The sequence below is a fragment of the Streptomyces sp. NBC_01408 genome, from assembly GCF_026340255.1.
Taxonomy (GTDB): Bacteria; Actinomycetota; Actinomycetes; order Streptomycetales; family Streptomycetaceae; genus Streptomyces.
Window position 1 is genome coordinate 4,432,375 of the sequence record NZ_JAPEPJ010000001.1, and the last position, 24,754, is coordinate 4,457,128.

General features: G+C 72.4%; 24 protein-coding genes. 9 read left to right on the forward strand and 15 right to left on the reverse strand.

Translation table 11 applies throughout. The features are described 5' to 3' along the window. Nucleotides 1-52 precede the first annotated feature (52 nt). From OG447_RS20225 to OG447_RS20235, 3 genes are all read left to right on the forward strand, one after another. Nucleotides 53-928 (forward strand): PP2C family protein-serine/threonine phosphatase, encoded by an 876-nt coding sequence (locus tag OG447_RS20225; protein ID WP_266938224.1) that lies wholly within the window; start codon nucleotides 53-55, stop codon nucleotides 926-928. A 111-nt stretch (nucleotides 929-1,039) separates the two neighbouring features. Beyond that, on the forward strand, nucleotides 1,040-2,044 hold the full coding sequence (locus OG447_RS20230; RefSeq protein ID WP_266938225.1) for an MASE1 domain-containing protein: 1,005 nt from the start codon (nucleotides 1,040-1,042) through the stop codon (nucleotides 2,042-2,044). 334 nt (nucleotides 2,045-2,378) lie between these two features. After that, on the forward strand, nucleotides 2,379-3,593 hold the full coding sequence (locus tag OG447_RS20235) for a S8 family peptidase (RefSeq protein ID WP_266938226.1): 1,215 nt from the start codon (nucleotides 2,379-2,381) through the stop codon (nucleotides 3,591-3,593). A gap of 80 nt (nucleotides 3,594-3,673) precedes the next feature. Here OG447_RS20235 and OG447_RS20240 read toward each other — a convergent pair whose 3' ends face one another. The 5 genes from OG447_RS20240 to OG447_RS20260 are packed head-to-tail and all read right to left on the reverse strand — an operon-like array spanning nucleotide 3,674 to nucleotide 10,938. Next, a complete protein-coding gene (locus OG447_RS20240; protein ID WP_266938227.1) occupies nucleotides 3,674-4,660 on the reverse strand; it encodes an ABC transporter substrate-binding protein in 987 nt (328 codons plus the stop codon). A 1-nt stretch (nucleotide 4,661) separates the two neighbouring features. Continuing rightward, the gene (locus OG447_RS20245; RefSeq protein WP_266938228.1) at nucleotides 4,662-6,716 is read right to left on the reverse strand and encodes a proline/glycine betaine ABC transporter permease; all 2,055 of its coding nucleotides are present in this window, start codon (nucleotides 6,714-6,716) and stop codon (nucleotides 4,662-4,664) included. Between the two features lie 46 nt (nucleotides 6,717-6,762). Beyond that, nucleotides 6,763-7,866, reverse strand: a complete 1,104-nt coding sequence (locus OG447_RS20250; protein WP_266938229.1) for a glycine betaine/L-proline ABC transporter ATP-binding protein — start codon at nucleotides 7,864-7,866, stop codon at nucleotides 6,763-6,765. Continuing rightward, entirely contained in the window at nucleotides 7,863-9,440 is a 1,578-nt protein-coding gene (locus OG447_RS20255; protein WP_266938230.1) for a GMC family oxidoreductase, read from the reverse strand. Before OG447_RS20255 ends, OG447_RS20250 begins: the two co-directional genes overlap by 4 nt. Before the next feature lie 13 nt (nucleotides 9,441-9,453). Beyond that, entirely contained in the window at nucleotides 9,454-10,938 is a 1,485-nt protein-coding gene (locus tag OG447_RS20260; RefSeq protein WP_266938231.1) for an aldehyde dehydrogenase family protein, read from the reverse strand. Between the two features lie 202 nt (nucleotides 10,939-11,140). Here OG447_RS20260 and OG447_RS20265 point away from each other — a divergent pair, with 202 nt between their 5' ends. Both OG447_RS20265 and OG447_RS20270 read left to right on the forward strand, forming a co-directional pair. After that, nucleotides 11,141-11,878, forward strand: coding sequence for an IclR family transcriptional regulator (locus tag OG447_RS20265; protein ID WP_266938232.1), 738 nt, complete (start codon nucleotides 11,141-11,143; stop codon nucleotides 11,876-11,878). 75 nt (nucleotides 11,879-11,953) lie between these two features. Beyond that, on the forward strand, nucleotides 11,954-12,280 hold the full coding sequence (locus OG447_RS20270) for a putative quinol monooxygenase (protein WP_266938233.1): 327 nt from the start codon (nucleotides 11,954-11,956) through the stop codon (nucleotides 12,278-12,280). A gap of 10 nt (nucleotides 12,281-12,290) precedes the next feature. On the opposite strand, the gene OG447_RS20275 is transcribed toward OG447_RS20270, so the two are convergent. The 9 genes from OG447_RS20275 to rpmG all read right to left on the reverse strand — a co-directional run bounded on the left by OG447_RS20275 (nucleotide 12,291) and on the right by rpmG (nucleotide 20,842). Further along, a complete protein-coding gene (locus OG447_RS20275; protein ID WP_323181797.1) occupies nucleotides 12,291-13,889 on the reverse strand; it encodes an AMP-binding protein in 1,599 nt (532 codons plus the stop codon). A 161-nt stretch (nucleotides 13,890-14,050) separates the two neighbouring features. After that, nucleotides 14,051-14,803 carry a trans-aconitate 2-methyltransferase gene (locus tag OG447_RS20280; protein WP_266938235.1) on the reverse strand — a complete coding sequence of 251 codons (753 nt, stop codon included), beginning with the start codon at nucleotides 14,801-14,803 and terminating at the stop codon, nucleotides 14,051-14,053. Nucleotides 14,804-14,811: 8 nt separating this feature from the next. Further along, nucleotides 14,812-16,014: an aminotransferase class V-fold PLP-dependent enzyme gene (locus tag OG447_RS20285; RefSeq protein ID WP_266938956.1), complete on the reverse strand. Its 1,203-nt coding sequence runs from the start codon at nucleotides 16,012-16,014 to the stop codon at nucleotides 14,812-14,814. Between the two features lies 1 nt (nucleotide 16,015). Continuing rightward, nucleotides 16,016-17,341, reverse strand: a complete 1,326-nt coding sequence (locus OG447_RS20290; RefSeq protein ID WP_266938236.1) for a pyridoxal-phosphate dependent enzyme — start codon at nucleotides 17,339-17,341, stop codon at nucleotides 16,016-16,018. Further along, nucleotides 17,338-18,810 carry a Y4yA family PLP-dependent enzyme gene (locus tag OG447_RS20295; protein WP_266938237.1) on the reverse strand — a complete coding sequence of 491 codons (1,473 nt, stop codon included), beginning with the start codon at nucleotides 18,808-18,810 and terminating at the stop codon, nucleotides 17,338-17,340. Before OG447_RS20295 ends, OG447_RS20290 begins: the two co-directional genes overlap by 4 nt. Nucleotides 18,811-18,970: 160 nt before the next feature. After that, complete coding sequence (gene rpsR, locus OG447_RS20300) at nucleotides 18,971-19,207, reverse strand: 30S ribosomal protein S18 (RefSeq protein WP_266938238.1); 237 nt, start codon at nucleotides 19,205-19,207, stop codon at nucleotides 18,971-18,973. A gap of 56 nt (nucleotides 19,208-19,263) precedes the next feature. After that, nucleotides 19,264-20,406, reverse strand: coding sequence for a GTP-binding protein (locus tag OG447_RS20305; RefSeq protein WP_266938239.1), 1,143 nt, complete (start codon nucleotides 20,404-20,406; stop codon nucleotides 19,264-19,266). Further along, complete coding sequence (locus OG447_RS20310) at nucleotides 20,403-20,651, reverse strand: type B 50S ribosomal protein L31 (protein ID WP_266938241.1); 249 nt, start codon at nucleotides 20,649-20,651, stop codon at nucleotides 20,403-20,405. The genes OG447_RS20305 and OG447_RS20310 overlap by 4 nt, the downstream gene beginning before the upstream one ends. A 26-nt stretch (nucleotides 20,652-20,677) precedes the next feature. After that, complete coding sequence (gene rpmG, locus OG447_RS20315) at nucleotides 20,678-20,842, reverse strand: 50S ribosomal protein L33 (RefSeq protein WP_030965493.1); 165 nt, start codon at nucleotides 20,840-20,842, stop codon at nucleotides 20,678-20,680. Between the two features lie 71 nt (nucleotides 20,843-20,913). On the opposite strand from rpmG, the gene rpmB reads away from it, so the two are divergent. Together rpmB and rpsN are read left to right on the forward strand one after the other, a co-directional pair. Next, nucleotides 20,914-21,150 carry a 50S ribosomal protein L28 gene (gene rpmB, locus OG447_RS20320; protein ID WP_266938243.1) on the forward strand — a complete coding sequence of 79 codons (237 nt, stop codon included), beginning with the start codon at nucleotides 20,914-20,916 and terminating at the stop codon, nucleotides 21,148-21,150. After that, nucleotides 21,150-21,455, forward strand: coding sequence for a 30S ribosomal protein S14 (rpsN, locus tag OG447_RS20325; protein ID WP_266938244.1), 306 nt, complete (start codon nucleotides 21,150-21,152; stop codon nucleotides 21,453-21,455). Before rpmB ends, rpsN begins: the two co-directional genes overlap by 1 nt. Nucleotides 21,456-21,543: 88 nt before the next feature. Here the strand turns inward: rpsN and OG447_RS20330 are convergent, their stop codons facing one another. Beyond that, a complete protein-coding gene (locus OG447_RS20330) occupies nucleotides 21,544-22,791 on the reverse strand; it encodes a serine hydrolase (protein ID WP_266938245.1) in 1,248 nt (415 codons plus the stop codon). A 254-nt stretch (nucleotides 22,792-23,045) separates the two neighbouring features. Between OG447_RS20330 and OG447_RS20335 the strand changes: the two genes are divergently transcribed. Then, a complete protein-coding gene (locus tag OG447_RS20335; RefSeq protein WP_266938246.1) occupies nucleotides 23,046-23,960 on the forward strand; it encodes an alpha/beta fold hydrolase in 915 nt (304 codons plus the stop codon). Nucleotides 23,961-23,976: 16 nt separating this feature from the next. Beyond that, nucleotides 23,977-24,747, forward strand: a complete 771-nt coding sequence (locus OG447_RS20340; RefSeq protein WP_266938247.1) for a MerR family transcriptional regulator — start codon at nucleotides 23,977-23,979, stop codon at nucleotides 24,745-24,747. The last annotated feature ends 7 nt before the right edge of the window (nucleotides 24,748-24,754 follow it).

The window sequence follows — 24,754 nt, forward strand, 5'->3', positions numbered from 1 at the left end:
CTTGAGCCAGGGCCTGGAAGCTGACGTACGTCGAAGCATCTCGGAGCCGTCCATGACCCCCCATCGGTCCACGCGGTCGGCGAGCGCCGACGACCTGCTGGCCCGGCTCGGGCGGCTCACGGCGCAGGCCAAGGAAGGCGCGGAGCTCCACCAGGCCCGGGTGGAGCTCGCCGAAGCGCTCCAGCGGGAGATCCTCCCCGCCGCCCTGCCCGCCGTGCCGGGGCTGCGCACCGCCGCCCGGTACGCGCCCGCCCGGCACGGGCTGAGCGTGGGCGGCGACTGGTACGACGGCTTCCGGCTGCCCGGGCGCGCACTGGGCTTCTCCATCGGCGACGTGGAGGGCCACGACGTCGAGGCGGCCGCTTTCATGGGGCAGGTCCGGATCGCCGTACGGGCGGTGGCCGCGCACGCCGCCGACCCCGGGGAAGTCCTGAGCCGCGCCAACGACCTGCTGCTCTCCGTGGACTGCGACCTCTTCGCGACCTGCACCTTCGTTCGCTTCGACCCGGTCGCCCGGGAGATCCAGAGCGCCCGCGCGGGCCACGTGCCCGCCGTCTGGGCCACGATCGACGGCCGGTACGGCGTCGTGGAGGACGAAGGCGGTCTGCCGCTGGGCATGCTGCCCGGCGGCAGCTACCCCGTGACCCGGCGCAGGCTGGACACGGCCGGTTCCTACGTCCTGCTCACCGACGGCGTCGTCGAGGGCCCGTCCTTCCCCATCGAGGCCGGGCTCGAACGGGTGGCCGAGGTGGTCCGGGCGGGCGCGGGGGCGGACCCCGGCGAGCTGGCCGCCGAGGTGATGAAGGTCGCCGACTCCACCGGCCACGCGGACGACGCGGCGGTACTCGTCCTCAGGCATGACGCGGCCCCGGACCGGACGGGGCGGCCGGCGGGACCGGGTGACGGGGCCGGTCGACGCACCGGGTGACGGGGCCGGGTGGACCGGGGCCGGGTGCCCGGACGGGGCCACAGGGCGGACGCCGCGCAGCCGTAGCGCGTGTCACGCGCGGCCGACGGGCACCGGCTCCTGTCTGATGAAGTGATGCGCACCGAGGGCTTCCGACGTCTGTGCCTGGCTGTGCTCCGGATCCTTGCCGTGGCCGGCGCCTATTACGCGGGCGGCCGGATCGGCCTGCTCCAGCAGGTGGTGATCGAGGGGGCGGTCGTCACCCCGCTGTGGCCGCCCACGGGCATCGCCCTCGCCTGCCTGCTCCGGCTGGGACTCGGCGTCTGGCCGGGGATCGCCCTCGGCACCTACCTGGTGATCCAGACGATCGGCCCCTTCGAGCCCGTCGGCGTGGGGATCCTCGCGGGCAACACCCTCGCGCCCGTCTGTGCCTGCCTGCTGCTCCGCCTCGCCGGTTTCCGGACCGGGCTGGACCGGCTCCGGGACGGCGTGGCCCTGGTCTTCCTGGGCGGCCTGGTGCCGATGCTGATCAGCGCCACGGTCGGAGCCGGGCTGCTGCGGATCACCGGCAGCATCCCGGCGAGCGGATTCTGGACCACCTGGTGGACCTGGTGGGCGGGAGACGCCATGGGCGTGCTCGTGGTCACGCCGCTGCTCCTGGTCCTGAGCCGGGCCCGCATGCCCCGCGACACCTACCGGTGGGCCGAGGCGAGCGCCCTGGCGGTGACCGCCGTGGCCGTCACCCTCTTGGCGACCAGGAGCGAGCTCGCGCTGCTCTTCCTCGTCTTCCCGGTCCTCATCTGGGCCGCCCTGCGCTTCCAGCTGGCGGGTAGTGCCCCGTGCATGCTGCTGGTGTCCGTACTGGCGAACGCGGCGGCGATCGACCTCATCGGCCCCTTCGCCCGCCACACCCTGACCGAGAGCATGGTCAACCTCCAGGCGCTCAACGGCAGTGCGGCCCTGACCTCCCTGCTGCTGTCGGCGCTCGTCACGGAGCACATCAACATCCGGATGCGGATCGAACAGGCCTGCCAGGACCTGGCCGAGGTGGTGGACCAGCTCACCTCCGCCCGCGCGACGCCCCGCTGGCCCCCGCCCGAGGTCCCCCCGGGCCCCGGCGATGTCGACGGCCTCTGACCAACTCCCCCCGCATCACCCCCCGCTGTCGCCCCGTCACCCCCCGCCGCTGCGTCCGGCCGGGGGGCTTTTCGTATACACACGTTCGCGGACGCACACGGGAAGTGCCGTACTTGTGCAGAAGATTCGAAGAGTGTGTCCGTTCCGAGGAGCCGACGGGGAGGTCCCCTTAAGAAACCTTGTTGAATAAGGCAGAGGGCCTGGGCGACCTTGAATCGCTCCCGTGAATCGGTCAGGGTTTCGAACCAACCCCCGGAGATCTTCCGGCTCCGCAGGGGTTCGCGCGCCAGCGCGTTTTGACGCCCCACACGTCAACACGAGGAGCACCTTCTTCATGTCAACTCACAGGAACACCCGCACCCGGTCCCGCCGGATCCGCCTTCTGGCGGTCTTCACGGGGGTCGCGACCGCGGCCGGCGCCGGAATACTCTTAACTCCCTTCGCCGGTGCGACGACTCCGGCCGAGGGAACGGTGTACGGACTCGGCGCGCCCGGCGCGCTCAGCGGCAGCTACATCGTGATGCTCGACCGGGACGCGGACAAGCAGGCGCTCGCCAAGAAGTACGGCGGCGAACTGCGGCGCGAGTACAGCTCCGCGGTCAACGGCTTCTCGGCGTCCGGGCTTTCGGAGGCCGACGCCAAACGGCTGGCGGCCGACCCCACTGTCGACAAGGTCGTCCAGAACAAGACGTTCTCGCTGAACACCACCCAGCAGAACCCGCCGTCCTGGGGCCTGGACCGCATCGACCAGACGGCGACGCCCGGGGACAAGAAGTACACGTACCCCGACGCGGGCGGCGAGGGCGTGACGGCGTACGTCATCGACACCGGAGTCCGGATCACGCACAAGGACTTCGGCGGACGGGCCCAGCACGGCTTCGACGCCGTGGACAACGACCAGAGCGCGGACGACGGGAACGGCCACGGCACGCACGTCGCGGGCACCGTCGCGGGCGAGGCCCACGGCGTGGCGAAGAAGGCGAAGATCGTCGCCGTCCGCGTGCTCGACGACAACGGCTCCGGCACCACCGAGCAGGTCGTCGCGGGCATCGACTGGGTCACCAAGAACCACAACGGGCCCTCCGTGGCCAACATGAGCCTCGGCGGCGGCGCCGACGAGGCGCTCGACGAGGCGGTGCGCAGGGCCGTCGCCGGCGGTGTCACCTTCGCCGTCGCCGCGGGCAACGAGTCGAGCGACGCGGGACAGGGCTCGCCCTCGCGCGTCCGGGAGGCCGTCACGGTGGCCTCCAGCACGGCGGACGACTCCCAGTCCTCCTTCTCCAACTTCGGCTCCGTCGTGGACCTCTACGCACCCGGCTCGGACATCACCTCGGCCTGGAACGACAGCGACACGGGTACGAAGACCATCTCGGGGACGTCCATGGCGGCCCCGCACGTCGCCGGAGCGGCGGCCCTCTACCTGGCCGCCCACAAGGACGCCACACCGGCGCAGGTCTCCGAGGCCCTGACCACCGGGGCCACCGCTGGCAAGATCACCAACCCCAGCACGGGCACCCCGAACAAGCTGCTGAAGGTGTCCGCCCAGTAGCGGGCCGCCGAAGCGGGCCGGAGGCCGTCGCACCCCTTCACGGGTGCGGCGGCCTCCGGCGGTTCCCGGAACCGGGCGGATCAGTTCAGCCACGGCTCCCACACCGCGCGGTTGCCCTCCACCCACTTCTTCGCCGCCTGCTCCGGCGACAGCTTCTCCTCGGCGATCATCAGGGACACCTCGTTCTGGTCCTGCGTCGTCCAGCGGAACGCCTTCAGGAACGCGGCCGCCTTCCCGCCCGACTGCGCGAAGCGGGCGTTGAGGAACTTCTGCAGCGGCGTGTGCGGATAGGCACAGGCGACCGCCTCCGGATCGGCGTCGCAGCCCGGCGTGTACGCGGGGAGCTCCACCTCCGTCATCGGGACCCGCTCGAACAGCCACTGCGGCTTGTACCAGTAGGTCAGGAACGGCTTGCGTTCCTTCGCGAACTGCTTGATCTGGGTGATCTGCGCGGCCTCGGACCCGGCGAAGACGACCTCGAAGTCCAGGTCCAGGTTCTTCACCAGCGCCTTGTCGTTCGTGATGTAGGAAGGGGAGCCGTCGAGCAGCTGCCCCTTGCCGCGGCTCTCGGGCGTGCGCAGCTGGTCCGCGTACTTGTCGAGGTTCTTCCAGTCGGTGACGTCCGGATGCGCCTCGGCGAAGTAGGTGGGGACGAACCACCCGATGTGGCCGGTCACTCCCAGCTCGCCGCCCGGCTCGATGGTCTTCTTGCCCTCGACGTACCGCTTCTCCTGCTCGGGGTGGCCCCAGTCCTCCAGGATCGCGTCGACGCGGCCCTGGCTGAGCGCGTCCCACGCGGGGACCTCGTCGACCTGGACGGTGTCCACGCGGTAGCCGAGCTCGTGCTTGAGCAGATATGCGGCGACGGCGGTGTTCGCCTGGGCGCCGACCCAGGACTGCACGGAGAGCGTGACGGTCTTTGCGTCCTCGGCGGCCGCGTACGGGGAGGACTGGCGGGTCATGTCGGCCGCGCCGCAGCCGGTGAGCAGCGCGAGGCAGCCCACGGCGGCGGTCAGGGCGGTACGGGTACGGCGGCGCGGGGCGCGCCCCTGCTGTCGGTCCGGCATGTCAGGCCTCCTTCGCGGGCTGGGTGACACGGTCGAGCACCAGGCCCAGGCAGACGATCGCGGCGCCCGCCACCAGTCCGGTGGCCAGGTCGCCCTGGGCGAGACCGAGGACGACCTCGTAGCCCAGCGCGCCACCGCCCACCAGGCCGCCGATGATGACGACGGCGAGGACGAGGACCACCGCCTGATTGACCGCCAGCAGCAACGCGGGCCGCGCCAGCGGAAGTTGCACCTGCCGCAGCTGCTGCGAGCGGGTGGCCCCGAGCGAGCGCGCCGACTCCAGGGCCGCCGGGTTCACCTCGGCCAGCCCCTGGACGGTGATGCGCACGACGGCGGGCAGCGAGTACACGACGGCGGCAGCCGCGGCGGGCGCCCGCCCGACGCCGAACAGGGCGACCACCGGGATGAGGTAGACGAACTGCGGCATGGTCTGGCACACGTCGAGCACCGGACGCAGCAGCCGCTGGGCACGGGCGCTGCGCGCGGCCCCGACGGCGATCGCGAAGCCGAGCACCAGGGTGACGGCGACGGCGGCGAGCACCTGCGAGAGCGTGTCGAGCGAGGCCTCCCACACCCCGAGGACGCCGATGGCGGCCATGGCGAGGACGGCGGTCAGCGCGGTGCGCCAGGTGCCGGCGAGCAGACCCAGCGCGGCGACCAGCAGCAGCACCAGCCACCACGGCAGGGCCTGGAGCCCGCTGCGCAGCGGGTCGAGGACCCAGCCGGTGAAGCCGGCCGCCCACTGCGCGGTGCCACCGACCACGGGCACGCCGGAGTAGAGGTGGTCGGTCATCCAGGCGACCGCGCGGTTGACGGGCTCCGCGATCGGTACGGTCCAGGACCCCGGCCACAGCGAGGTGCCCAGCATGCGGCCCGCGACCGCGACGGCGACCGCCGCGAGGACCGTGAGCAGGCGCCCGTACCATCCGGCGAACACCCGCCGCAGCAGGTGCTGCTCCTCGGGGTCGACCGGGTCGGTGCCCAGCCGGCGGCCCGCCGCGTCGGCGGTGCGGTCCAGCACCACGGCGAGCAGCACGATGGGGATCCCGGCGGCGAGCGCGGCACCCACGTCGACCGAGGCGAGGGCCTGGTAGACCCGGTCGCCGAGACCGCCCGCGCCGATCACGGAGGCGATGACGGCCATCGACAGCCCCGTCATCACGGCCTGGTTGACGCCCAGCAGGAGCTTCGGCAGGGCCAGCGGGAGCCGCGCGGTCAGCAGGCGCTGCCGTCCGGTCGCGCCGAGCGAGGCCGAGGCCTCCAGCACACCGGCGTCGGCCCCGCGCAGCCCGAGCGCGGTGAGCCGGGCCATCGGCGGGGCGGCGTACACCACGGTGGCGAGCACGGCGGCGGGCACGCCGATGCCGAAGACCAGCACCACCGGCAGCAGGTACGCGAAGGCGGGCAGCACCTGCATGGTGTCCAGGACCGGGCGCAGCGCTCGGTCGGCCCGCGGGGAGAGCCCCGCGGCCAGCCCGAGCAGGCCGCCGACCACCACGGACGAGGCGACGGCCACGACCATCAGCGCGAGGGTCTGCATCGTCGGTACCCACATGCCGAGCAGCCCGCAGGCGGCGAACGCGGCGACGCAGGTCAGGGCGAGGCGGACGCCCGCGAGGCGCCAGGCGACCAGCCCGGCCAACGCGGTGACGCCCGTCCAGCCCGCGGCGAGCAGCACCACGTAGACGGCGCGGACCGACACCACCACGGCGTTGCTGACGTGGCCGAAGAAGTAGAGGAAGAGCGGGTGGCTGTCCCGGTTGTCGATGATCCAGTCGCCGGCCCGGCCGAGCGGCCCGGACAGGTCGACGGCCAGCGCGGCCGGCCAGCTGCCCGCACCGGGCAGGACGAGCGCGAGCGGTACGAGGACCAGCGCGGCCACCGCGAGGGGCAGCAGCGTGCGCCCGGTGCGGCGCGCGAGCAGGGCCCGCACCCGGCGGGCCGGGGAAGCCGGAGCCGTGCTCCGGCGGCGCCCGGAGGTTCCGGGCCGGGCGGCCGGGCGGCCGGGCCGCCCCGGCTCGCCGGGCTCCCGTACGGACGTGGTGGTCGTGGTCATCCGCGCCACCTCCCCCGGCCGGGAACGGGGACACACGTACGGTCCCTCATGCGGCCACCTCCCCCGGCCGCACCGCGGACAGGCCGGCCACCACCGCGAGCAGCGCCGCGTCGTCCACCACGCCCAGGCACCGCCCGTCTTCCACGACCCGCGCCGGAGCGCCGCCGCGGGCGACCGCCTCGATGGCCTGGGCGACGGTCGTGCCGGGGGACAGGGCGGGACCCCGGTCGGCCTCGCCGGGCGCCGCGGGACGCATCGCGCCGCGCACGGTGAGCACCTGCTCGCGCGGCACGTCGCGGACGAAGTCCCGTACGTAGTCGTCGGCGGGCGATCCCACGATCTCCTCGGGGGTGCCGAGCTGGACGATCCGGCCGTCGCGCATCAGCGCGATCCGGTCGCCCAGGCGGAGGGCCTCGGCCAGGTCGTGGGTGATGAAGACCATCGTGCGACCCTCCTCGTGGTGGAGGCGGGCCACCTCCTCCTGCATCTCACGGCGGATCAGCGGGTCGAGCGCGCTGAACGGCTCGTCGAACAGGAGTACCTCCGGGTCGGCGGCGAGCGCGCGGGCGAGCCCCACGCGCTGCTGCTGACCGCCGGAGAGCTGCCCGGGCCTGCGCTTCTCCAGTCCGTCGAGGCCGACCTTGGCCACCATCTCGGCGGCCTTGGCGCGGCGGTCGGCGCGGTTGACGCCCTGGATCTCCAGGCCGTAAGCGACGTTGTCGAGGACGGTGCGGTGCGGCAGCAGACCGAAGTGCTGGAAGACCATGGCGGCGCGGTGGCGGCGCAGTGCGCGCAGCCGGCCCGCGTCCATCGCCAGGACGTCCTCGCCGTCGATGGACAGGGAGCCGGCGGTGGGCTCGATCAGCCGGGTCAGGCAGCGCACCAGCGTGGACTTGCCCGAGCCGGACAGGCCCATGACGACGAAGACCTCGCCCTTGCGGACGTCGAAGGCGACGTCGCGGACGGCGGCGGTGCAGCCGGTCCGCTCGCGCAGCTCGGCGGCGGGCAGCGCCGCGTGCGCGGAGCCCGGCACCTTCGCGGCCTCACCCTCGGGGCCGAAGACCTTCCACAGGCCCCTGACCGAGAAGACGGGAGAGCCGTCGTCGGAGCGGGCCGCGCTCTTGCCGGTGTTCGTGCTCGGGGCGTTCACCGGGCCTCGCCGCCCAGCAGCTCGGCGGCTTTCTCGCCGACCATGAGTACTCCGATCATCGGGTTGACAGCGGGCATCGTGGGGAAGACGGAGGCGTCGGCGATCCGGACGCCGTCGAGCCCGCGGATCTTCAGGTCCGGGCCCACCACGGCGGTCTCGTCATCGGCGGCGCCCATCTTGCAGGTCCCGGCGGGGTGGTAGACGGTATGGGCCACCGAGCGGGCGTACGCGCTGAGTTCCTCGTCGCCGGTGATCTCCGGGCCCGGGCAGACCTCGCGCCGCAGCCAGCCCGCCAGCGGCTCGGTCGCGGCGATCTCGCGGGCCAGCTTGATGCCGTCCACCAGCGTCCGGCCGTCGTAGTCCTCCTCGTCCGTGAAGTACCGGAAGTCGAGGGCCGGTTTGACCTCGGGGTCCGCGCTGGTGAGGTAGAGGCGGCCGCGGCTGCGCGGCTTGGGGATGTTGGGGGTCATCGAGACGCCGTGCGCGGGGCGTTCGTAGCCCAGTCGCTCCGGGTTGTCGGTGAAGGGGATCTGGTAGAAGTGGAACATCAGGTCCGGCCCGGGGGAGTCCGGGTCGCGCCGGACGAACAGCCCCGCGTCGCTGTCCATCGCGGAGTTCTCGGGGATCGGCCCGTCCGTCTCCCAGACGATCACCGACTCGGGGTGGTCGAGCAGGTTCTCGCCGACCCCGGGCAGATCGTGGACCGGGGGTATGCCGAGGGCCTCCAGGTCCTCGCGCGGGCCGATGCCGGAGTGCAGCAGCAGCCGCGGGGTGTCGACGGCGCCCGCGCACACCAGCACCTCGCGGCGGGCGGTGACCAGCGACCGGGTGCCGTCCTTGTCCCGTACGTGCACTCCCCGGACCCGGGTGCCGTCCAGCTCCAGGCGGTAGGCCCAGGTCTCCAGCAGCAGACGGAGGTTGGGCCGGCTGTCCATGACCGGGTGGAGGTAGGCCACCGAGGCCGAAGAGCGTTTGTTGGTCTCCGGGTGGTAGGCGAGGTCGAAGAAACCGGCGCCCTCGTGGAACGGCTTCCGGTTGAAGCCCTCGACACGGGGCACGCCCAGCGCGCCCCGGGCGGCCTCCACGAAGTCGGAGGCGATGGCGTTGCGGTCCGCCTCGCCGACCGGGACGATGTTGTTGAGGAGCCGGTCGAAGTACGGCTCCATGGCGGCCGCGTGCCACCCTTCGGCGCCCGCGGCCGACCACTCGTCCCAGTCGGAGGGCAGCGGCTTGAAGGCGATGAGGGTGTTGTGCGAGGAGCAGCCGCCGAGTACGCGGGCCCGGCTGTGCCGGATGTGCGAGTTGCCGCGGGGCTGTTCGGTGGTGGGGTAGTCGTAGTCGAGTTCCCCGCCGAGCAGGCCCATCCAGCGGCGCAGGGTGAGCACGTCGGGGCGGTCGACGTCACTCGGCCCGCCCTCGATGACGGCGACGGTGACGTCCGGGTCCTCGGTGAGGCGCGAGGCGATCACCGAACCGGCGGTGCCGCCGCCGACGACGACGTAGTCGTACGCCTGCTCGTCCTCGCGCTCACGTTCGTGCTCGTGCTCGGGGTGCTGCGTCGTGGTCGTGGTCATCTCTCTTGCCCTTTCAGCCCGCGAACCAGCGCACGGGGCGCGGAGCGAGGTTCTGGTAGACGTGCTTCGTCTCGCGGTACTCGGCGAGGCCGGCCGGGCCGAGCTCGCGCCCGATGCCGGACTTGCCGAAGCCGCCCCACTCGGCCTGCGGCAGGTAGGGGTGGAAGTCGTTGATCCAGACGGTGCCGTGGCGCAGCCGCCCGGCCACCCGCCGGGCGCGGCCCTGGTCCGCCGTCCACACCCCGCCGGCCAGCCCGTACTCGGTGTCGTTGGCCAGGGCGACGGCCTCGGCCTCGGTACGGAAGGTCTCCACGGTCAGGACCGGCCCGAAGACCTCCTCCCGTACGACCCGCATCCCGCGGTGGCAGCGGTCGAGGACGGTCGGGCGGTAGAAGTGGCCGGGCCCCTCGGGGCGTCGGCCCCCGGCGCGCAGTACGGCGCCCTCCTCGAGCGCGGAGGCCACGTACGCCTCGGTCCGCGCGAGCTGGGCGGCCGAGACCAGCGGTCCGCACTCCACGCCCGGGTCGGTGCCGCGGCCGAGGCGGATCCGGTCGGCGCGGCGGGCGAGTTCGGCGACGAACCGCTCGCTCAGCGACTCCTCGATGATCAGCCGCGAACCGGCCGAGCACACCTGGCCGCTGTGCAGGAAGGCCGCGTTGAGGGCCTGGTCGACGGCGGTGTCGAAACCCGCCTCGGTGGCGCACGCGTCGGCGAAGACCACATTGGGGTTCTTCCCGCCGAGTTCCAGGGCCACCTTCTTGACCGTGTCGGCGGCCGCGCGCATGACCTTCGTACCGCTGGCGAGGCCGCCGGTGAAGGAGACCAGGTCGACGTCGGGGTGCTCGGCCAGGCGCGCGCCGACCGGATCGCCGGGGCCGGTCACCAGATTGGCGACACCGGCGGGCAGACCCGCCTCCACCAGCAGCCCGATCAGCGCCACCGTGGTCAGGGGGGTGATCTCGCTCGGCTTGATCACGAAGGTGTTGCCCGCCGCCAGGGCCGGTGCGATCTTCCAGCTGGCCTGTAGCAGCGGAAAGTTCCACGGGGTGATCAGGGCGCACACCCCGACCGGCTCGTGCACGACCACGCTGTGGATCTCGGGGGAGCCGGCGTCCACGACGCGCCCGGCGCCCTCGTTGACGACGAGGTCGGCGAAGTAGCGGAAGGCGTCGCTGACGCAGTCCACGTCGATGCGGCCCTCTTCGAGCGTCTTGCCCGCGTCCCGGCTCTCCAGGAGCCCGATGCGCTCGCGGTCGCGCTGGAGCAGGTCGGCCGTACGGCGCAGCAGCGCGGCGCGCTCGGCGACCGGGGTGCCCGGCCACTCGCCGGCGTCGAAGGCGGCCCGTGCGGCGCCGACGGCCGCGTCGGTGTCCGCCGCGCCGCCCTCGGCGACCACGGCGAAGGGCTCGGCGTCCGCGGGGTCCAGGACCTCCCTGACCGCCCCCGACACGGCCGGCCGCCAGGTCCCGGCGATGTGAATGGTCTTCTCTTCCGACACGACGCGCTGTACCTCCGGTTCCGGCACCGCGGTGGGCCCGCGGTGGTCTCGCAAGAACCGCGCGTGCCCCGTGCCCCCGGAGTCATGTCCCATCCGTCACTCGAAGTGACAGGAGTCACGTCGGGCGGGCTGTTTCGGAGGGCCGCGCCCGGACCCGTAGGCTCGTGTTCCGTCGTGCCGTTCGCCCCGGGGGGAAGCCGCCATGCCGCAGACCGGTCCGCAGTCCGTCGACCGCGCACTGGCGCTCCTCGACGCCGTGGCCGATACGACGGGTCCGGTCAGCGCCAAGGCGCTGGCGCGGCAGGCGGGCTGCTCGCTGTCCACCGCCTACCACCTGCTGGCCCCGCTCACGGAGCGTGGCTACCTCCTGCGCACACCGCGCGGATACGTGCCGGGACCGCGCATCCCCCGGCTGCACCGGGACTACCTTCGCCATCTGGAGCCCGCCGGGCGGATGACCGACCTGCTGGCCCGGCTGCGCCGGGCCACCGGCGCCGAGGCGTACTACACGGCCTACCGGGGCGGCCTCATCACCGTCGTCGACACCACCGCCCCGGTCACGGACACCGCCAACCCCTTCGGGCCGGGGCGCGAGACCCGGGCGCACGCCACCGCGCACGGCAAGGCGCTGCTCGCGGAGCTGCCCCGGCCGGCCCGGCGGCGCTACCTCGCCGAGCACGGGATGGCCCGCCTGACCGGCTCGACCATCGTCAGCGCCGACGCCCTGGAGGCGGAGCTGGCCCGGGTGCGCGGGCAGGGCTACGCGGTCTCGCTCGGGGAGGCCGATCCCGCGTACACCTGCGTGGCCGTGGCCCTGCCCCGGCCGCGCGAGGACGACGCCGTGCACGCCCTGTCGGTGTCACTGCCCACCGAGGAGTTCCGGCGGCGCCCGGCGGAGATCCGTACCGCGCTCGCGCGGGCCGCGGCACTGAGTCCCTGACGGGGGTTTCCGGCCCTGCCGGAATCCGGCCGGACCCGGGGTGCGGCCCCCGGCTCCGGCTGCCAGGCTGAAGCCATGATTTTCATAGCCGTCAGGTTCGACGTCCGCCCGGAGCACAGCGACAACTGGCTCGCGCTCGTCGACGACTTCACCCGGGCCACCCGCAACGAGCCGGGGAACCTCTTCTACGACTGGTCGCGCAGCGTGGACGACCCGAACAAGTACACCCTCCTGGAGGCCTTCGCCGACGCCGAGGCGGGCGCCGCGCACGTCGCGTCCGCGCACTTCAAGGCCGGGATGGAAACGCTGGCCGGAGCCATCGCCACGACCCCGGAGATCATCAACGTCGAGGTGCCCGGTCAGGGCTGGAGCGCCATGGCCGAGCTGTCCCCGCGCCCCTGACGGCCGCTGTCTAACCCGGAAGGCCGAGCAGCCGGGCCGCCGTCTCGCGCATCTCGACCTTGCGGATCTTCCCGGTGACGGTCATGGGGAACTCCCCCACGACGTGGACGTAGCGCGGGATCTTGAAGTGGGCCAGCCGTCCGTCGCAGTACGCGCGGACGGCGCCCGCCGTCAGAGGCTGCGCGCCCTCGCGCATCCGGACCCACGCCATCAGCTCCTCCCCGTACTTCGGGTCGGGAACGCCGATGACCTGGACGTCCAGGACGTCGGGGTGGGTGTGGAGGAACTCCTCGATCTCGCGCGGGTAGAGGTTCTCCCCGCCGCGGATCACCATGTCCTTGATACGGCCCGTGATGCTCAGGTAGCCCTCGTCGTCCATGACCGCGAGGTCGCCGGTGTGCATCCAGCGCGCCGCGTCCACCGCCTCGGCGGTCTGCTCCGGTTCGGCCCAGTAGCCCAGCATGACCGAGTAGCCGCGGGTGCACAGTTCGCCCGGCTCTCCCCGGGGCACGGTCCGTCCGGTGTGCGGGTCCACCACCTTGACCTCCAGGTGCGGCCCGACGCGGCCCACGGTCGACACCCGGCGCTCGACCGAGTCGTCCGCGCGGGTCTGCGTCGACACCGGCGAGGTCTCCGTCATCCCGTAGCAGATGGACACCTCGGCCATCCCCATGCGGTCGATGACCTCCTTCATCACCTCGACCGGACAGGGCGAGCCCGCCATGATGCCCGTGCGCAGGCTGGACAGGTCGTACGTGGCGAAGCCGGGGTCGGCCAGCTCCGCGATGAACATGGTGGGCACCCCGTAGAGCGAGGTGCAGGACTCCGCCTCGACGGCGGCCAGTGTGGCCGCGGGGTCGAAGGACGGCGCGGGGATCACCATGGCCGCGCCGTGGCTGGTGCACGCGAGATTTCCCATCACCATGCCGAAGCAGTGGTAGAACGGCACCGGGATGCAGACCCGGTCGTGCTCCGTGTAGTGGCACAACTCGCCCACGAAGTAACCGTTGTTGAGGATGTTGTGGTGGGAGAGGGTGGCGCCCTTGGGGAAGCCGGTGGTCCCCGAGGTGTACTGGATGTTGATGGGGTCGTCGGGACTCAGCGCCGCCTGCGCCCGTACGAGGTCGGCCGGGTCACCGCGTCGGCCCCGCTCCAGCAGGGAGGCCCAGAGGGGGCCTTCCAGCAGCGCCACGAACTCCAGATCCGGGCAGCGCGGACGCACCTCCTCGATCATCGCCGCATAGTCGGAACTCTTGAAGCGGTCCGCCGCGACCAGCAGCCGGATCCCGGACTGCTGGAGCACGTAGGCGAGTTCGTGCGAGCGGTAGGCGGGGTTCACGGTGACGAGGACCGCACCGATCTTGGCGGTGGCGTACTGCACGAGGGTCCACTCGGCGCGGTTGGGAGCCCAGATGCCGACGCGGTCCCCCTTGGCGATGCCGAGGTCCAGCAGCCCGAGCGCGAGGGCGTCCACGTCGGCGGCCAGCTCCGCGTACGTCCACCGGCGCCCGGCGGCCCGGTCGATCAGCGCGTCGCGGCGGGGGAACCTGCGGACGGTGCGGTCCAGGTTCTCTCCGATCGTGTCGCCCAGCAGCGGCACCTCACACACCCCGGACGCATAACTCGACGCGGCAGACACACATGACTCCTGGACTCGGTGACGGGCGCGGGGCCGGGGCCCCGCGGGCCGGCGGCTCCTCGTGACCGCCGCCGTCCGTACCCAGGGCTACCCCGCGAGGTGGCCGCCAACCGGGCCGTCGCCACGGGGGCTCAGCGGACGGCGACCACGACGTGGCTGTGCCCGAACTGCCAGACGGTCCCGGCGTGCCCGAATCCGGCCTCGCGCAGCAGGGCGAGGTGGCCCGACAGGGTCAGGTCGTTCCCCTCGCACTCGGGATGCCGGTGCGGTTCGCACCGTGCGAGACGGGGCGCCAGCTCCGGGTCCGCGGCCGCCTCCGCCCACCACGACTCCCAGTCCTCGGCGCTGTCCAGGTGGCGCTGCGAGCGGCGGCGCCCGATGTGCAGGGCGAGCCGGGAGACCGCCGTCGCGTCCGGGCTGATGTGGTCGCCGTTGACGAGGACGCCGCCGGGGCGCAGTCGCGCCGCCAGCTCCCGGTAGACCCGGCGTAGGGTGCGTTCGCCCAGGTAGTGCAGGGCCGTCGCCGACACGGCCGCGTCCACCGGGCGGTCCAGGGCGAGCGCGTCCAGCCAGCCGGGCTCGCCGATCACCGCTTCGACGTAGCGCAGGGCCGGCCCGTAGTAGGAGCTGCCCAGTTCCAGCAGGAGGGGATCGGCGTCGACGGCCAGCACCTCGGCGGCCGGCAGCCGGGCGGCCAGCCGTGAGGCCAGCGCCCCCGGACCGCTGCCCAGGTCGAGCACCAGCGGCGCGGGCTGCCCGAGCGTCACGTGCTCGACGACATCGCCCATGACCGTGAATCTCTCCTCCCGGTCCACCGCGTACCGCTGCTGCTGGCTCTCCCAGCGCTCCACCCAACGCGCCGCCGTCGCCGTACTCACGCCCATAATGGAAATCATTGCAGATTGGCGAGGGTGGTGAGCAACTCCGTGATCTCCTCGGGTGTGTTGTGCACGTGCAGACTCACCCGTACCGACCCCTCCTTGTCCGACACCCCGGCCTGGCAGTGCCCGTCGGAGCGCACCATGAACCCGTGGCTGAACAGGATGAACCCGAGGTCCTGGGCGTCGATCCCGCGGTGCCGGAACGTCACGATGCTGCGCCGCCGCTGCACCGCCGACGCGGCCGCCAGGCTGGAGCGGCAGCCGAGGACCTCGTACGCGGGCATCCGCGCGAGCCCGTCGGTCAGCAGGGACGTCAGCGCCACCGTCCAGCGCTCGATGCGCTCGACGCCCGCGCCGTCGAGCCAGTCCAGGGCCGCCGCCAGGGAGACGATCCCGACCGTGTTCGGCGTACCGCTCCAGCCGCCCGGCCGGAAGGCGGGCCCCCGCTGCCCGCGCGCCCAGACCGCGCCGGTGCCCGGCAGCGCCATGGCCTTGTGGCCGGAGAACACCACGAAGTCCACGTCGAGGCCGGCCACGGACACCGGGAGGTGGCCGACGCTCTGCGCGGCGTCCAGGCAGATGGGCACGTCCGGCCCGACCACCCGGCGGATGCGGTGCACGTTCATGTCCACCCCGTGCACGTGGTGCACGTGGGTGGCCGCGACGAACCGGGTGCGCGGTCCGGTGATCGCTTCGAGCGCCCGGGGGTCGTAGTCCCCGGAACCCTCCTGGCGGGGCAGCTCCCGTACCCGGACGCGGACCCCCTGGCGGGCCAGCAGCTCCTGGGCCTCCAGCCACGGCGACAGGTTCGCCTGATGGTCGCCGAACGGGACGACGATCTCGTCCCCGTCCCCCAGCAGGCCCGGCAGCCAGTCCCGCGCCAGGGTGCGCAGCCCTTCCGTGGCCCCGCTGGTGAAGTGCACCGTGGACCGGTCCGGCCGCGGATCCCCGAGGAACTCCTTGACCCGGTCGCGGGCGCCCTCCACCAGGGCCGTCGTGGTGTTGGCCCACGGGTACGAGCCCCGGCCCGCGTTGGCGTTCGAGCGGACGAGGTAGTCCCCTGCGGCGTCCAGGACGGCCTGCGGCTTCTGCGCGGTCGCCGCACTGTCCAGGTACACCAGACCGGGATGGCCGAGCACGATCGGGAACTGGGCGCGCAGCCCGCGCTGCCAGGACGCCAGTTCCGTGAGGTCCCCCGTGGGGTCCGCCGCCATGTCAGTCACGCACCAGAGGTGCTCCGGCGTCCCGCCAGGCGACGATGCCGCCCGCGAGACTGCGTACGTCGGGGTGGCCCATCCGCGTCAGCAGGGCCGCGTACCGGGCGGACTTCTCGCCGACCGGGCAGGCCAGCAGCACCGGCTGCCGCTTGCTGAACGGCAGTCCGCCCCGGACGAGTTCGTCGAACAGCTCGTCCACGATGTTCACCGAGCCGTCGATGTGCAGCGCGGCGTACGCGAACGGGCCGCGCAGGTCGACCACCAGCGGACGGCCCTCCTCCAGCCACTTGCGCGCGTCGCCGACCTCGATCACGGAGGCCGACCGGACCTCGGCCTCGGTCAGCGTGGCCACCGAGTTGCCCACCGTCGGCCTGCCGAGCAGCTCCGGGCGGCGCCGGCGCACGTAGCCGAGATAGCTCTCCACCCGGTCGCAGACGATGAACACGGCCGTCCTGCGCCCGGGCCCGGTGCTCTCGTGGTCCAGCGCCCGCAGATGGCGCACCGCCCCGAAGTACGCCGCCCCGCCGGTCGGCCCGGCCAGCAGCCCGCAGCGGCGCAGCAGCGTCAGCATCCCGTCGAGGGCCTCGTCCGCGCTCACCGACTCGATCGTGTCGTAGGTGGCGGGGTCGAATATGCCGACCTCCTGCACCTCGTCGATGGTGCGGATACCGGGGATGAAGTCGGACTTCTCCCCGACCAGACCGACCACCCGCACGGCGGGATCGTGGGCGCGCAGCGCCGAGGCCACCCCGGTGGACGAACCGGCGGTCCCCACGCAGGCGATGAACCAGTCCGGGGCGAGCCCGTCCAGATCGGCGACGATCTCCGGACCGGTACCCGTCGCGTGCGCCTCGGTGTTGAGGGCGTTGAAGTACTGGTCCGTGTGGAGGTGGGCGCCGCCCGGGTGGCTGAGCTGCTGGTGGAAGAGGGTCAGCGGATCGTCGGTGTCCGTCGGGTCCAGGCATTCGCTGCGGCCGGGCAGCTCCTCGATCTCGGCCCCCAGCAGCAGGAGCAGGTCCTTGATCTCCGGGACGCGCATCCGGTTGGTGACGCTCTTGAACGGCAGTCCGTGCATTCCGGCGATGAGGGCCAGGGCCTTGGCGGTGTTCCCGCTGGACAGCTCGACCACGGTCTCTCCGCGCTCCCGTGCGCCCGGCAGGCCGTCGCGCACCATGTTCCAGGCGGCCCGGTCCTTCAGCGAGCCGAAGGGGTTGAGCATCTCCAGCTTGGCGTACAGGTCGATGTGGCGCAGGCCGTGCACGGCCGGATCGATGCGGACCAGCGGGGTGTTGCCGATGGCGTCGGTGATGCTGTCGTACCTCATGCGGACCGTCCCCCCGTACGTGTGACCGGCCAGTACTGCTCGTCGAGGCACCAGCCCCAGGAGCCGTTCTCCTCGTCCACGGCGGCCTTGCGGGCCGTGGGCTGCTGCTGGGCGCCGGTGGCGGTGAAGTCCATGCAGTAGCCGGCCGTGTTGGCGAAGGCGAGCAGGTCGCCCGGCCGCGGCAGCCCGGGCAGGAACACCGTCCGGCGGGTGATCAGATCCGCCTCCAGACAGAGGTTGCCCAGGAGGTGGACGCCGACCGGCCCGCCGGTGTCGGGCGCGACGGTGTCGCGGCGCAGGAGTACGGGGTCCACGAGCACCCCGTGGTCCTCCAGGCCCACGTCCCCCGCGTTCAGGGCGAGGCGTACGAGGTGGCCGTGGCCGCCGCCCTCGGGGGGCCGTACCTCCAGCACCCGGCCGAGGGTGACCCCGCACTGGTCCGTCAGGGCCCGGCCGGGTTCCGCGTACAGGTCGCACAGGCTCTCCAGGAGCAGCGTGCCCAGCGGGCGCCCCAGGGTGGGCGCCGGGAGGGAGAGCAGCTCGTCGAGGTAGGCGGCGCCGGCGAGCGGGCGGTGCGCCGGGTACAGGCCCAGGGCCCCCTTGAGGGTGCCGTTCTCCACGCGCAGGCCGTAGCCGTGTCCGCCCCAGGTCAGCGGTGGCCGCCGGCCCATCACGGCATGGGTGAGTTCGGTGGTGTACCGCTCCCACTGGGCGGCGTGGGCCAGGTAGTTGACGCCGAAGCCGCCGCCTACGTCGATGACGCAGGGTTGGAACCCCCGGATCCGTAACTCCTCGGTGGCCCGCAGACAGCCCTCCAGCGCGGTCGCCTTCTCGTCCAGGCTCGTCGTGTCGAGGTGGTAGCCGACACCGATCGGCTCCAGCGCGTCCCGGTGCCGTTCGAGTACGTCGAGCAGCCCGTCCAGGGCCTTGACGGAGGTTCCGAAGCGGCTGCGGCGCGACAGCACCTTGGCTCCGGAGACCTCGAACTCGGACAGGCGCAGCAGTACCCGCAGCCGCGGCAGGCCGTACGCGCCCACGAGGGCGGCCGCGTCGGCCAGTTCCGCGGCCCCGTCGGCGTTGACGGTCGCCCCGCAGCGCGCGGCGAGCCAGAGGAACTCGGGGTCCTTCGGCCCGGTCACCATGATCCGGTCACCGGTGAACCCCGAGGCGAGCGCGTGCTGCAGCTCGCCGAGCGATGCGGCGTCGAGTGCGGCGTCGGTGGTGCTGAGCCGCCGGACCAGTGCGCTGGAGCGGTTGGCCTTGTGCGCGTAGTAGATCCGGCCGCCGAGGCGGTGGCGACGCAGGACGGAGCGGAATTCCGCCACGTTCTGCGCGAACTGCTGCGGCAGTACGAGGTTCAGGGGCGATCCGAGCCCGTCCACGAGGGCGTGCGGGAAGCCGGCCGTGTCCAGCAGGGACGCCAGACGTGGTGCCAGCCGCGGTTCCAGGTACAGAGGTGCGTCGCTCATCCCAGCTGTTCCTCCCCGACGAGGAATACGTACCGGTTTCGGCAAACGGTCATAAGACCGTAACCCTCACCGGGCCCTTTGCGCCCGGCCCGGCGCCGGAGGGACTGCAACCCGCCGCCGGACGGCCGGATCGGGACGGTCGGGGGCCGCCCCCGGAGGCCTACCGGCTGACGTAGGGGAGCAGGGCCATTTCGCGGGCGTTCTTGATCGCCGTGGCGATCTGCCGCTGCTGCTGGGCCGTCACGCGGGTGATGCGGCGGCTGCGGATCTTCCCGCGGTCGGAGATGAACTTCCGCAGCAGGTCGGTGTCCTTGTAGTCGATGTAGGTGATCTTCGCCGCGTGCAGCGGGTTGGGGCGGGACTTCAGCGGCTTGTGGGGGGCCGGACGGCGTGCCATGGGGACTTCCTTGCGGTGGGTCGGGATTTGGAGCGGACCTTGCCGGTCCGGGAGGTTCAGGAGACGGGGTCGAGGAGGGAGTCGAAGGCGGCGGGAAGCCTCTTCCAGGCCTCGCGGCCGGCGGTGTACTCGGCGTCCGTGAGCAGGCAGGACTCCAGGAGCTGTGCCAGGCCGTCCCGGTCGAGACCGGGTGAGGTGAAGACGAGGTGCTGGCAGCAGTCCCCGTGCTCGGGATGCCAGTCCAGCGCGGCGGCCGCCCTGCGCATCGGGGCCACCATCTCCCAGGCGGCGTCCGGCAGGGAGGCCAGCCAGGGTCCCGCGTTCTCCACGCACAGCGCGCCGCCCGCCGCGTCCCAGGCCAGCAGGGTGTCGGGGCGGTCGGCGAGCCAGAAGCGCCCGCGGCTGCGGGCGGCTGCGCAGCTGAGGTCCTCCAGGGCCGCGTAGAGGCGTTCGGGGTGGAAGGGGCGGCGGCGGTGCCAGACGAATGTGGTGACCCCCGCCTCGTCGGCCTCCTGGGGCAGCCGGGCACAGGCCGGGTGCTGGGCGGCGCCCGCCGATTCCACGTCGAAGCCGGCGAAGGCCGCGTGGACGAGCTCTCGGGACCCGGAGGACACCTGGCGGGCGGTCGGGTGGAGCTGAGTGAGCAGGGCGCGGTCCTCTTCGTCGGCGTCCTCGCTGTCGACGAGGGCCAGGACGGGGGCGTACTCCAGCTGCCGCGCCCAGGTGTCCCCGACCGTCCGCTGGTCGGAGGCGGCCGCGGCGAGGCCCACCTCGGCCAGGTCGTCGCCGTTGGCGAGGCAGGGCAGGACCAGCGCCGGGTCGACCGCGGTGATCACACCGGTGAGGTCGAGGGCGTCGGCGCCGTGCGCGGCGACGACCTCGGCCATCGCCCTGGGTTCGACGGAGTCCCAGAGTTCGACGACGGCGAGCCGGGCCGAGCCGGCGGCGGCCAGCCGCTCCAGTTCGGGGACCAGGTCCTCGCGCAGCGCGCAGCAGGCGCAGTCGTTGACGAGGGGGGCCTCGCCGCGGGACAGCTCGCCCGAGGCCTCGCGCACCAGCCGCAGGACCGTGCCCGCCGGGGCCGTGGACAGGTCGTGGTGGAGGGCGACGCTGCCCGGTACGGAGTGCAGCAGGCGGTCCACGACCTCCTTGCGGGCGTCCCGGTGCAGTCCGCCGACGATGACGACGGGCAGGGTCATGCCGTGCCCCCGTAGCGGCGCTCGAAGCGCTCGACGCGCCCGGCGGTGTCCAGGACGCGGGCGGTGCCGGTGTAGAAGGGGTGGCTCTGCGAGGAGATCTCCACGTCGATGACGGGGTAGGTGTTGCCGTCCTCCCACTCGACCGTCTTGTCGCTGGTGGCGGTGGAGCGGGTGAGGAAGGCGAAGTCGGCGGCCTTGTCACGGAAGACGACGGGGCCGTAGGCGGGGTGGATTCCGGGCTTCATGGGGCGGCTCTCTCTGGGGGAGGGGGTCAGCGCTCTTCGCGGAAGTCGACGTGCCGGCGGACGACCGGGTCGAACTTTCGCAGCACCATCCGGTCCGGGTCGTTACGCCGGTTCTTGCGGGTGACGTAGGTGTAGCCGGTCCCCGCGGTGGAGCGGAGCTTGATGACCGGTCGTACTTCGTTGCGTGCCATGCGGGCTACTATACGGGAATGGAAATCGTTTCCAATAACGATCCCGGCTCAGAGAGAGGCAGGTAACACTCGTGTCCGCCCACTGCCAACTGACCGGAGCCCAGCCCGGCTTCGGCAACACCATCTCCCACTCCCACCGGCGCACCTCCCGCCGCTTCGACCCCAACATCCAGCGCAAGCGCTACTGGCTGGCCGGTGAGGGCCGGTACGTCCGCCTGACGCTGAGCGCGAAGGCGATCAAGACCGTCGACGTGATCGGCGTCGAGGCGGCCGTGGCCCGGATCAGGGCCCGGGGGGTGAAGGTCTGATGGCGAAGAAGAGCAAGATCGCCCGGAATGAGCGGCGCAAGGCGGTCGTCGAGCGCTACGCCGCCCGGCGCGCCGAGCTGAAGGAGGTGCTGCGCCGCCCGTCCTCGACCGGGGCCGAGCGCACCGGCGCCCTGGCGGAGCTGCGCAGGCAGCCCCGCGACGCCAGCGCGACCCGCGTGCGCAACCGGGACGGCGTGGACGGCCGCCCCCGCGGGCACCTGCGCAAGTTCGGCCTCTCCCGTGTCCGCATGCGCGAGCAGGCCCACGCCGGACTCCTCCCCGGAGTCACCAAGTCCTCCTGGTAGCGCCCCCGCCCCTACGGCGGGAAACGCGCGAGCCCACACCCCGCCGGGGGGTGTGGGCTCGCGTCGGACAGCGGCTCGGTACGGGGTGTCAGCGCGCGTTGTGCTCCGGCAGGTCCACCTCGGCCGGAGCCGTGACCGCGAAGCCGCGGGCGGTGGGCTTCACGGGCTGCTTACCGCAGAACGCGGCTTCGAGGGTGCCGCCGAGGGCCGTGTTCGCGGTGCCCCTGTTCGAGGTGTTCGCCATCGCGGCGAGGCTGCGGCGGCCGTCCCGGGTGGCGAAGGCGTAGGTGTAGAAGCCCTGCACGGTGCCCGTGTGCCCGTAGACCGAGGTGCCGCAGGAGAGGTCGTAGCGGCGCAGGCCGAGCCCGTAGAAGCGGGTGTTCGTGGTGTCGGTCGGAGTCACGGTGATCATGGCGTCCAGCATCGACGGGGACAGCAGCCGGCCGCCGAGCAGCGCGGACGTGAAGGTGTTCAGATCGGCCGCGTTGGAGATGACCGCCCCGGCGGACTGGGCCCACGACACCGTCTGCTCGGTGGAGTCCACCAGCGGCGCGCCCTCCTCGTCCGGGTGGAGGTAACCGCGGGTGTGCAGCCCCTTGATGGTGGTGCCGGGGTGGACGTACGAGGTGTTGCGCAGGCCCAGGCGCTTGATGATGCGCCGGTCGTACTCCTTGGCCAGCTTGTTGCCGGTGGCCTTCTCGATGAGCATGCCGACGACGACGAAGTTGGCGTTCGAGTACTTGTACGCCGCGCCGGGCTCGGTCGTCCGCGGCTCGGCCAGCGACAGGTCGACCAGCTCCTGGTAGGTGAACACCTTGTTCCGCACGGCCTCGAACCCGGGCACGGTCTGCGCGAACATGGCGTCCGTGTAGTCCGCCAGCCCGCTGCGGTGGGTCAGCAGGTGCCGCACCGTGATCCGGTCGTCGGGCAGCAGGCCCGGCAGGTAGCGGTTGACGGAGGTGTCCAGGTCGATCTTCTTCTCGGCCACCAGCTGGAGCAGCACGACGGAGGAGAAGGTCTTGCTGACGCTGCCGATCCGGAAGCGGGCCTTGGTGTCCATGGCCGCGCCCGTGGCCTTGTCGCGTACCCCCGTCGTCCGGGTGAGGACACCGCTCGGGCCGGTGAGGCGCACCATGGCACCCGGAGCGCCGGCGTCGGTCGTGTTCTTCAGCGCCTGGGCCAGGGCCTCGAGGTCGGCAGCAGGCACGGGGGCCTGCGCTGCCGCGGCCGGGCGGGCCGGCGCGGCGTGCGCGACGGTCACCGGCGCCGCGGTGGCCAGCAGGGCCAGCAGGGCGGTGGCGCTGACGGCCAGACGTCGGTTGACGGGCAGAAGCATGGCGTTCCCCTGGAAGGTCGATGGGTCCGCAACAGGGCGGGCCTTCGCGGACTCGGCTGTGCGTGGGCTCAATTGGTCGCACTGAGCGGCACGAGCTTACGGAAGATCTACCCGAGGTTCGGTGAGCGTGCGCCCGATGACGGCGCGGCAGGAAAGGGGCGGGGACCGGCATGAACGTGCGTCGCGATGAGATTCCGGGTGCGGCGATGGAAGGGGTTGACCCTGACCCTGCGTCAGGGTTGGAGCCTGGTCGCATGACGAACAAAAACAGCACTTCCCCGGCTCGGCTCGTCCCGCCGATCGGAGGTTTCCAGGAGATCGAAGGCCGCCGCATCTTCGTGCACCGGTCGGGCAGTGGCGGACCGGCCGTGGTGTTCCTGCCGGGCGCGAGCGCGGTCGGCCTGGACTATTTCGGTGTCCAGCAGGGGGTTTCCCAGTTCACCACCGCCGTTGTGTACGACCGCGGCGGCACGGGATACAGCGATCCCCTTCCGCTGCCGCGCACCGCCGCCGCGGTCGCCACGGAACTGCACGAGCTGCTGCGCGCCCAGGACATCGCCGCCCCGTACGTTCTGGTGCCGCACTCCCTCGGCGGCCTCTACGCGCACCGGTTCGCGCAGCTGTACCCGAAGGACGTGGCCGGGCTGGTCTGGCTGGACGCCATCCACCGCGACTGGGACGACTTCATGCCTCCCGCGGCGTGTCTGGCCGCGGTCGAGCAGATGGGACCCGATCGGGAGCAGCTGGAACAGATGCGTCCGGCCCTGCGCGAGATGAGGTCCGAGTTGCTCGCGGACTACCCGGAGCACATGCGGCAGGCGCTGGTCGATGCCAAGGCGAGCGACGAATGGACGCAGGTCGGCATCGCCGAGCGCACCAATCTGACCGGACTCGCCACCGAACTGCGGGCCGGGCCGAACGTTCCCGACGTCCCGCTGGTCGCCCTCACCGTGGTCGGCACCGACCCCGGCCAGCAGGCGCTGACGCCGGAGCGGACGTTGCGAGAGATGCACGAAGGCCGCACGAGAATGGACGCGGCCCTGGTGAGCGCGGTCTCGCACGGGGAACAGCGCATCATCTCCGACACCAGCCACCACCGGCTCTGCTTCGACCGCCCCGATGCCGTGGTCCGCGCGATCCGCGACGTCGTCGACCGAGCTCGCCTCTAGACTCGGCAGACTCGACATGACCACGTTGCACGAAGACCCGAGGCGGACGGTGCTCACGATCAGCCAGCTCGCGGCTACCGCCGGCGTGACCGTGCGCACCGTTCGTCACTACCACCACGTCGGCCTGTTGCCCGAGCCCGAGCGCGATGCCTCCGGCTACCGCCGGTACAGCGCACAAGCGGCGGTGGATCTCATCCGGATCAGGACCCTCGCCGATGCCGGGGTGCCACTGGCCCGTATCGACGCGCTGCTGCACGCACAACCGACCGAGTTCGCCGCAGCCGTCACCGACATCGACGCCGCACTGGAGCGCAGGATCGACGAGCTCACCGGATACCGCCGCCGGATCGCCGAACTGAACAGCGGCGAAAGGCTTGTCCTGCCCCCCGAGGTGGTCGCCATCCTGGACCGGATGCGCGGTCTCGGGGTCAGCGAACGGAGGGTACGACTCGAGCGCGACGCGTGGATCCTGATGCAGGCACTGGACCCGCAGGTCATGCCGCAGCGGATACGGGACAAGAACGCCGGCTTCGACGACCCCGAGACGACGCGCCTGTACCTCGCCTGTGATGAATCAGTCGACTGGGATCCGTACGATCCACGCCTGGACCGGCTCATCGACGACCTCGACGCATGGGAGGTCGAACACGCACGGGACAGCAGCCGGCCGGGGTACCTCAAGCTGGTCTCTTCCCGGATCTCCGAGGCATCACCGGCATGGCGACGCATCATCGAGGCGCTCGCCCACCGCGCCGAGCGGCGCCGAACCGCCGGGCACGACAGCTGAAGCCGGC

Coding starts and splice junctions, on each gene's coding strand:
- OG447_RS20285 (WP_266938956.1), bottom strand. CDS start 16,014: ATGGCGGCGGACCCCACGGGGGACCTCACGGAACTGGCGTCCTGGCAG.
- OG447_RS20265 (WP_266938232.1), top strand. CDS start 11,141: ATGCCGCAGACCGGTCCGCAGTCCGTCGACCGCGCACTGGCGCTCCTC.
- OG447_RS20330 (WP_266938245.1), bottom strand. CDS start 22,791: ATGCTTCTGCCCGTCAACCGACGTCTGGCCGTCAGCGCCACCGCCCTG.
- OG447_RS20290 (WP_266938236.1), bottom strand. CDS start 17,341: ATGAGGTACGACAGCATCACCGACGCCATCGGCAACACCCCGCTGGTC.
- OG447_RS20305 (WP_266938239.1), bottom strand. CDS start 20,406: ATGACCCTGCCCGTCGTCATCGTCGGCGGACTGCACCGGGACGCCCGC.
- rpsR (WP_266938238.1), bottom strand. CDS start 19,207: ATGGCACGCCGTCCGGCCCCCCACAAGCCGCTGAAGTCCCGCCCCAAC.
- OG447_RS20245 (WP_266938228.1), bottom strand. CDS start 6,716: ATGACCACGACCACCACGTCCGTACGGGAGCCCGGCGAGCCGGGGCGG.
- rpmG (WP_030965493.1), bottom strand. CDS start 20,842: ATGGCACGCAACGAAGTACGACCGGTCATCAAGCTCCGCTCCACCGCG.
- OG447_RS20240 (WP_266938227.1), bottom strand. CDS start 4,660: ATGCCGGACCGACAGCAGGGGCGCGCCCCGCGCCGCCGTACCCGTACC.
- OG447_RS20335 (WP_266938246.1), top strand. CDS start 23,046: ATGACGAACAAAAACAGCACTTCCCCGGCTCGGCTCGTCCCGCCGATC.
- rpsN (WP_266938244.1), top strand. CDS start 21,150: ATGGCGAAGAAGAGCAAGATCGCCCGGAATGAGCGGCGCAAGGCGGTC.
- OG447_RS20280 (WP_266938235.1), bottom strand. CDS start 14,803: ATGGGCGTGAGTACGGCGACGGCGGCGCGTTGGGTGGAGCGCTGGGAG.
- OG447_RS20270 (WP_266938233.1), top strand. CDS start 11,954: ATGATTTTCATAGCCGTCAGGTTCGACGTCCGCCCGGAGCACAGCGAC.
- OG447_RS20310 (WP_266938241.1), bottom strand. CDS start 20,651: ATGAAGCCCGGAATCCACCCCGCCTACGGCCCCGTCGTCTTCCGTGAC.
- OG447_RS20295 (WP_266938237.1), bottom strand. CDS start 18,810: ATGAGCGACGCACCTCTGTACCTGGAACCGCGGCTGGCACCACGTCTG.
- OG447_RS20340 (WP_266938247.1), top strand. CDS start 23,977: ATGACCACGTTGCACGAAGACCCGAGGCGGACGGTGCTCACGATCAGC.
- OG447_RS20255 (WP_266938230.1), bottom strand. CDS start 9,440: ATGACCACGACCACGACGCAGCACCCCGAGCACGAGCACGAACGTGAG.
- OG447_RS20225 (WP_266938224.1), top strand. CDS start 53: ATGACCCCCCATCGGTCCACGCGGTCGGCGAGCGCCGACGACCTGCTG.
- OG447_RS20235 (WP_266938226.1), top strand. CDS start 2,379: ATGTCAACTCACAGGAACACCCGCACCCGGTCCCGCCGGATCCGCCTT.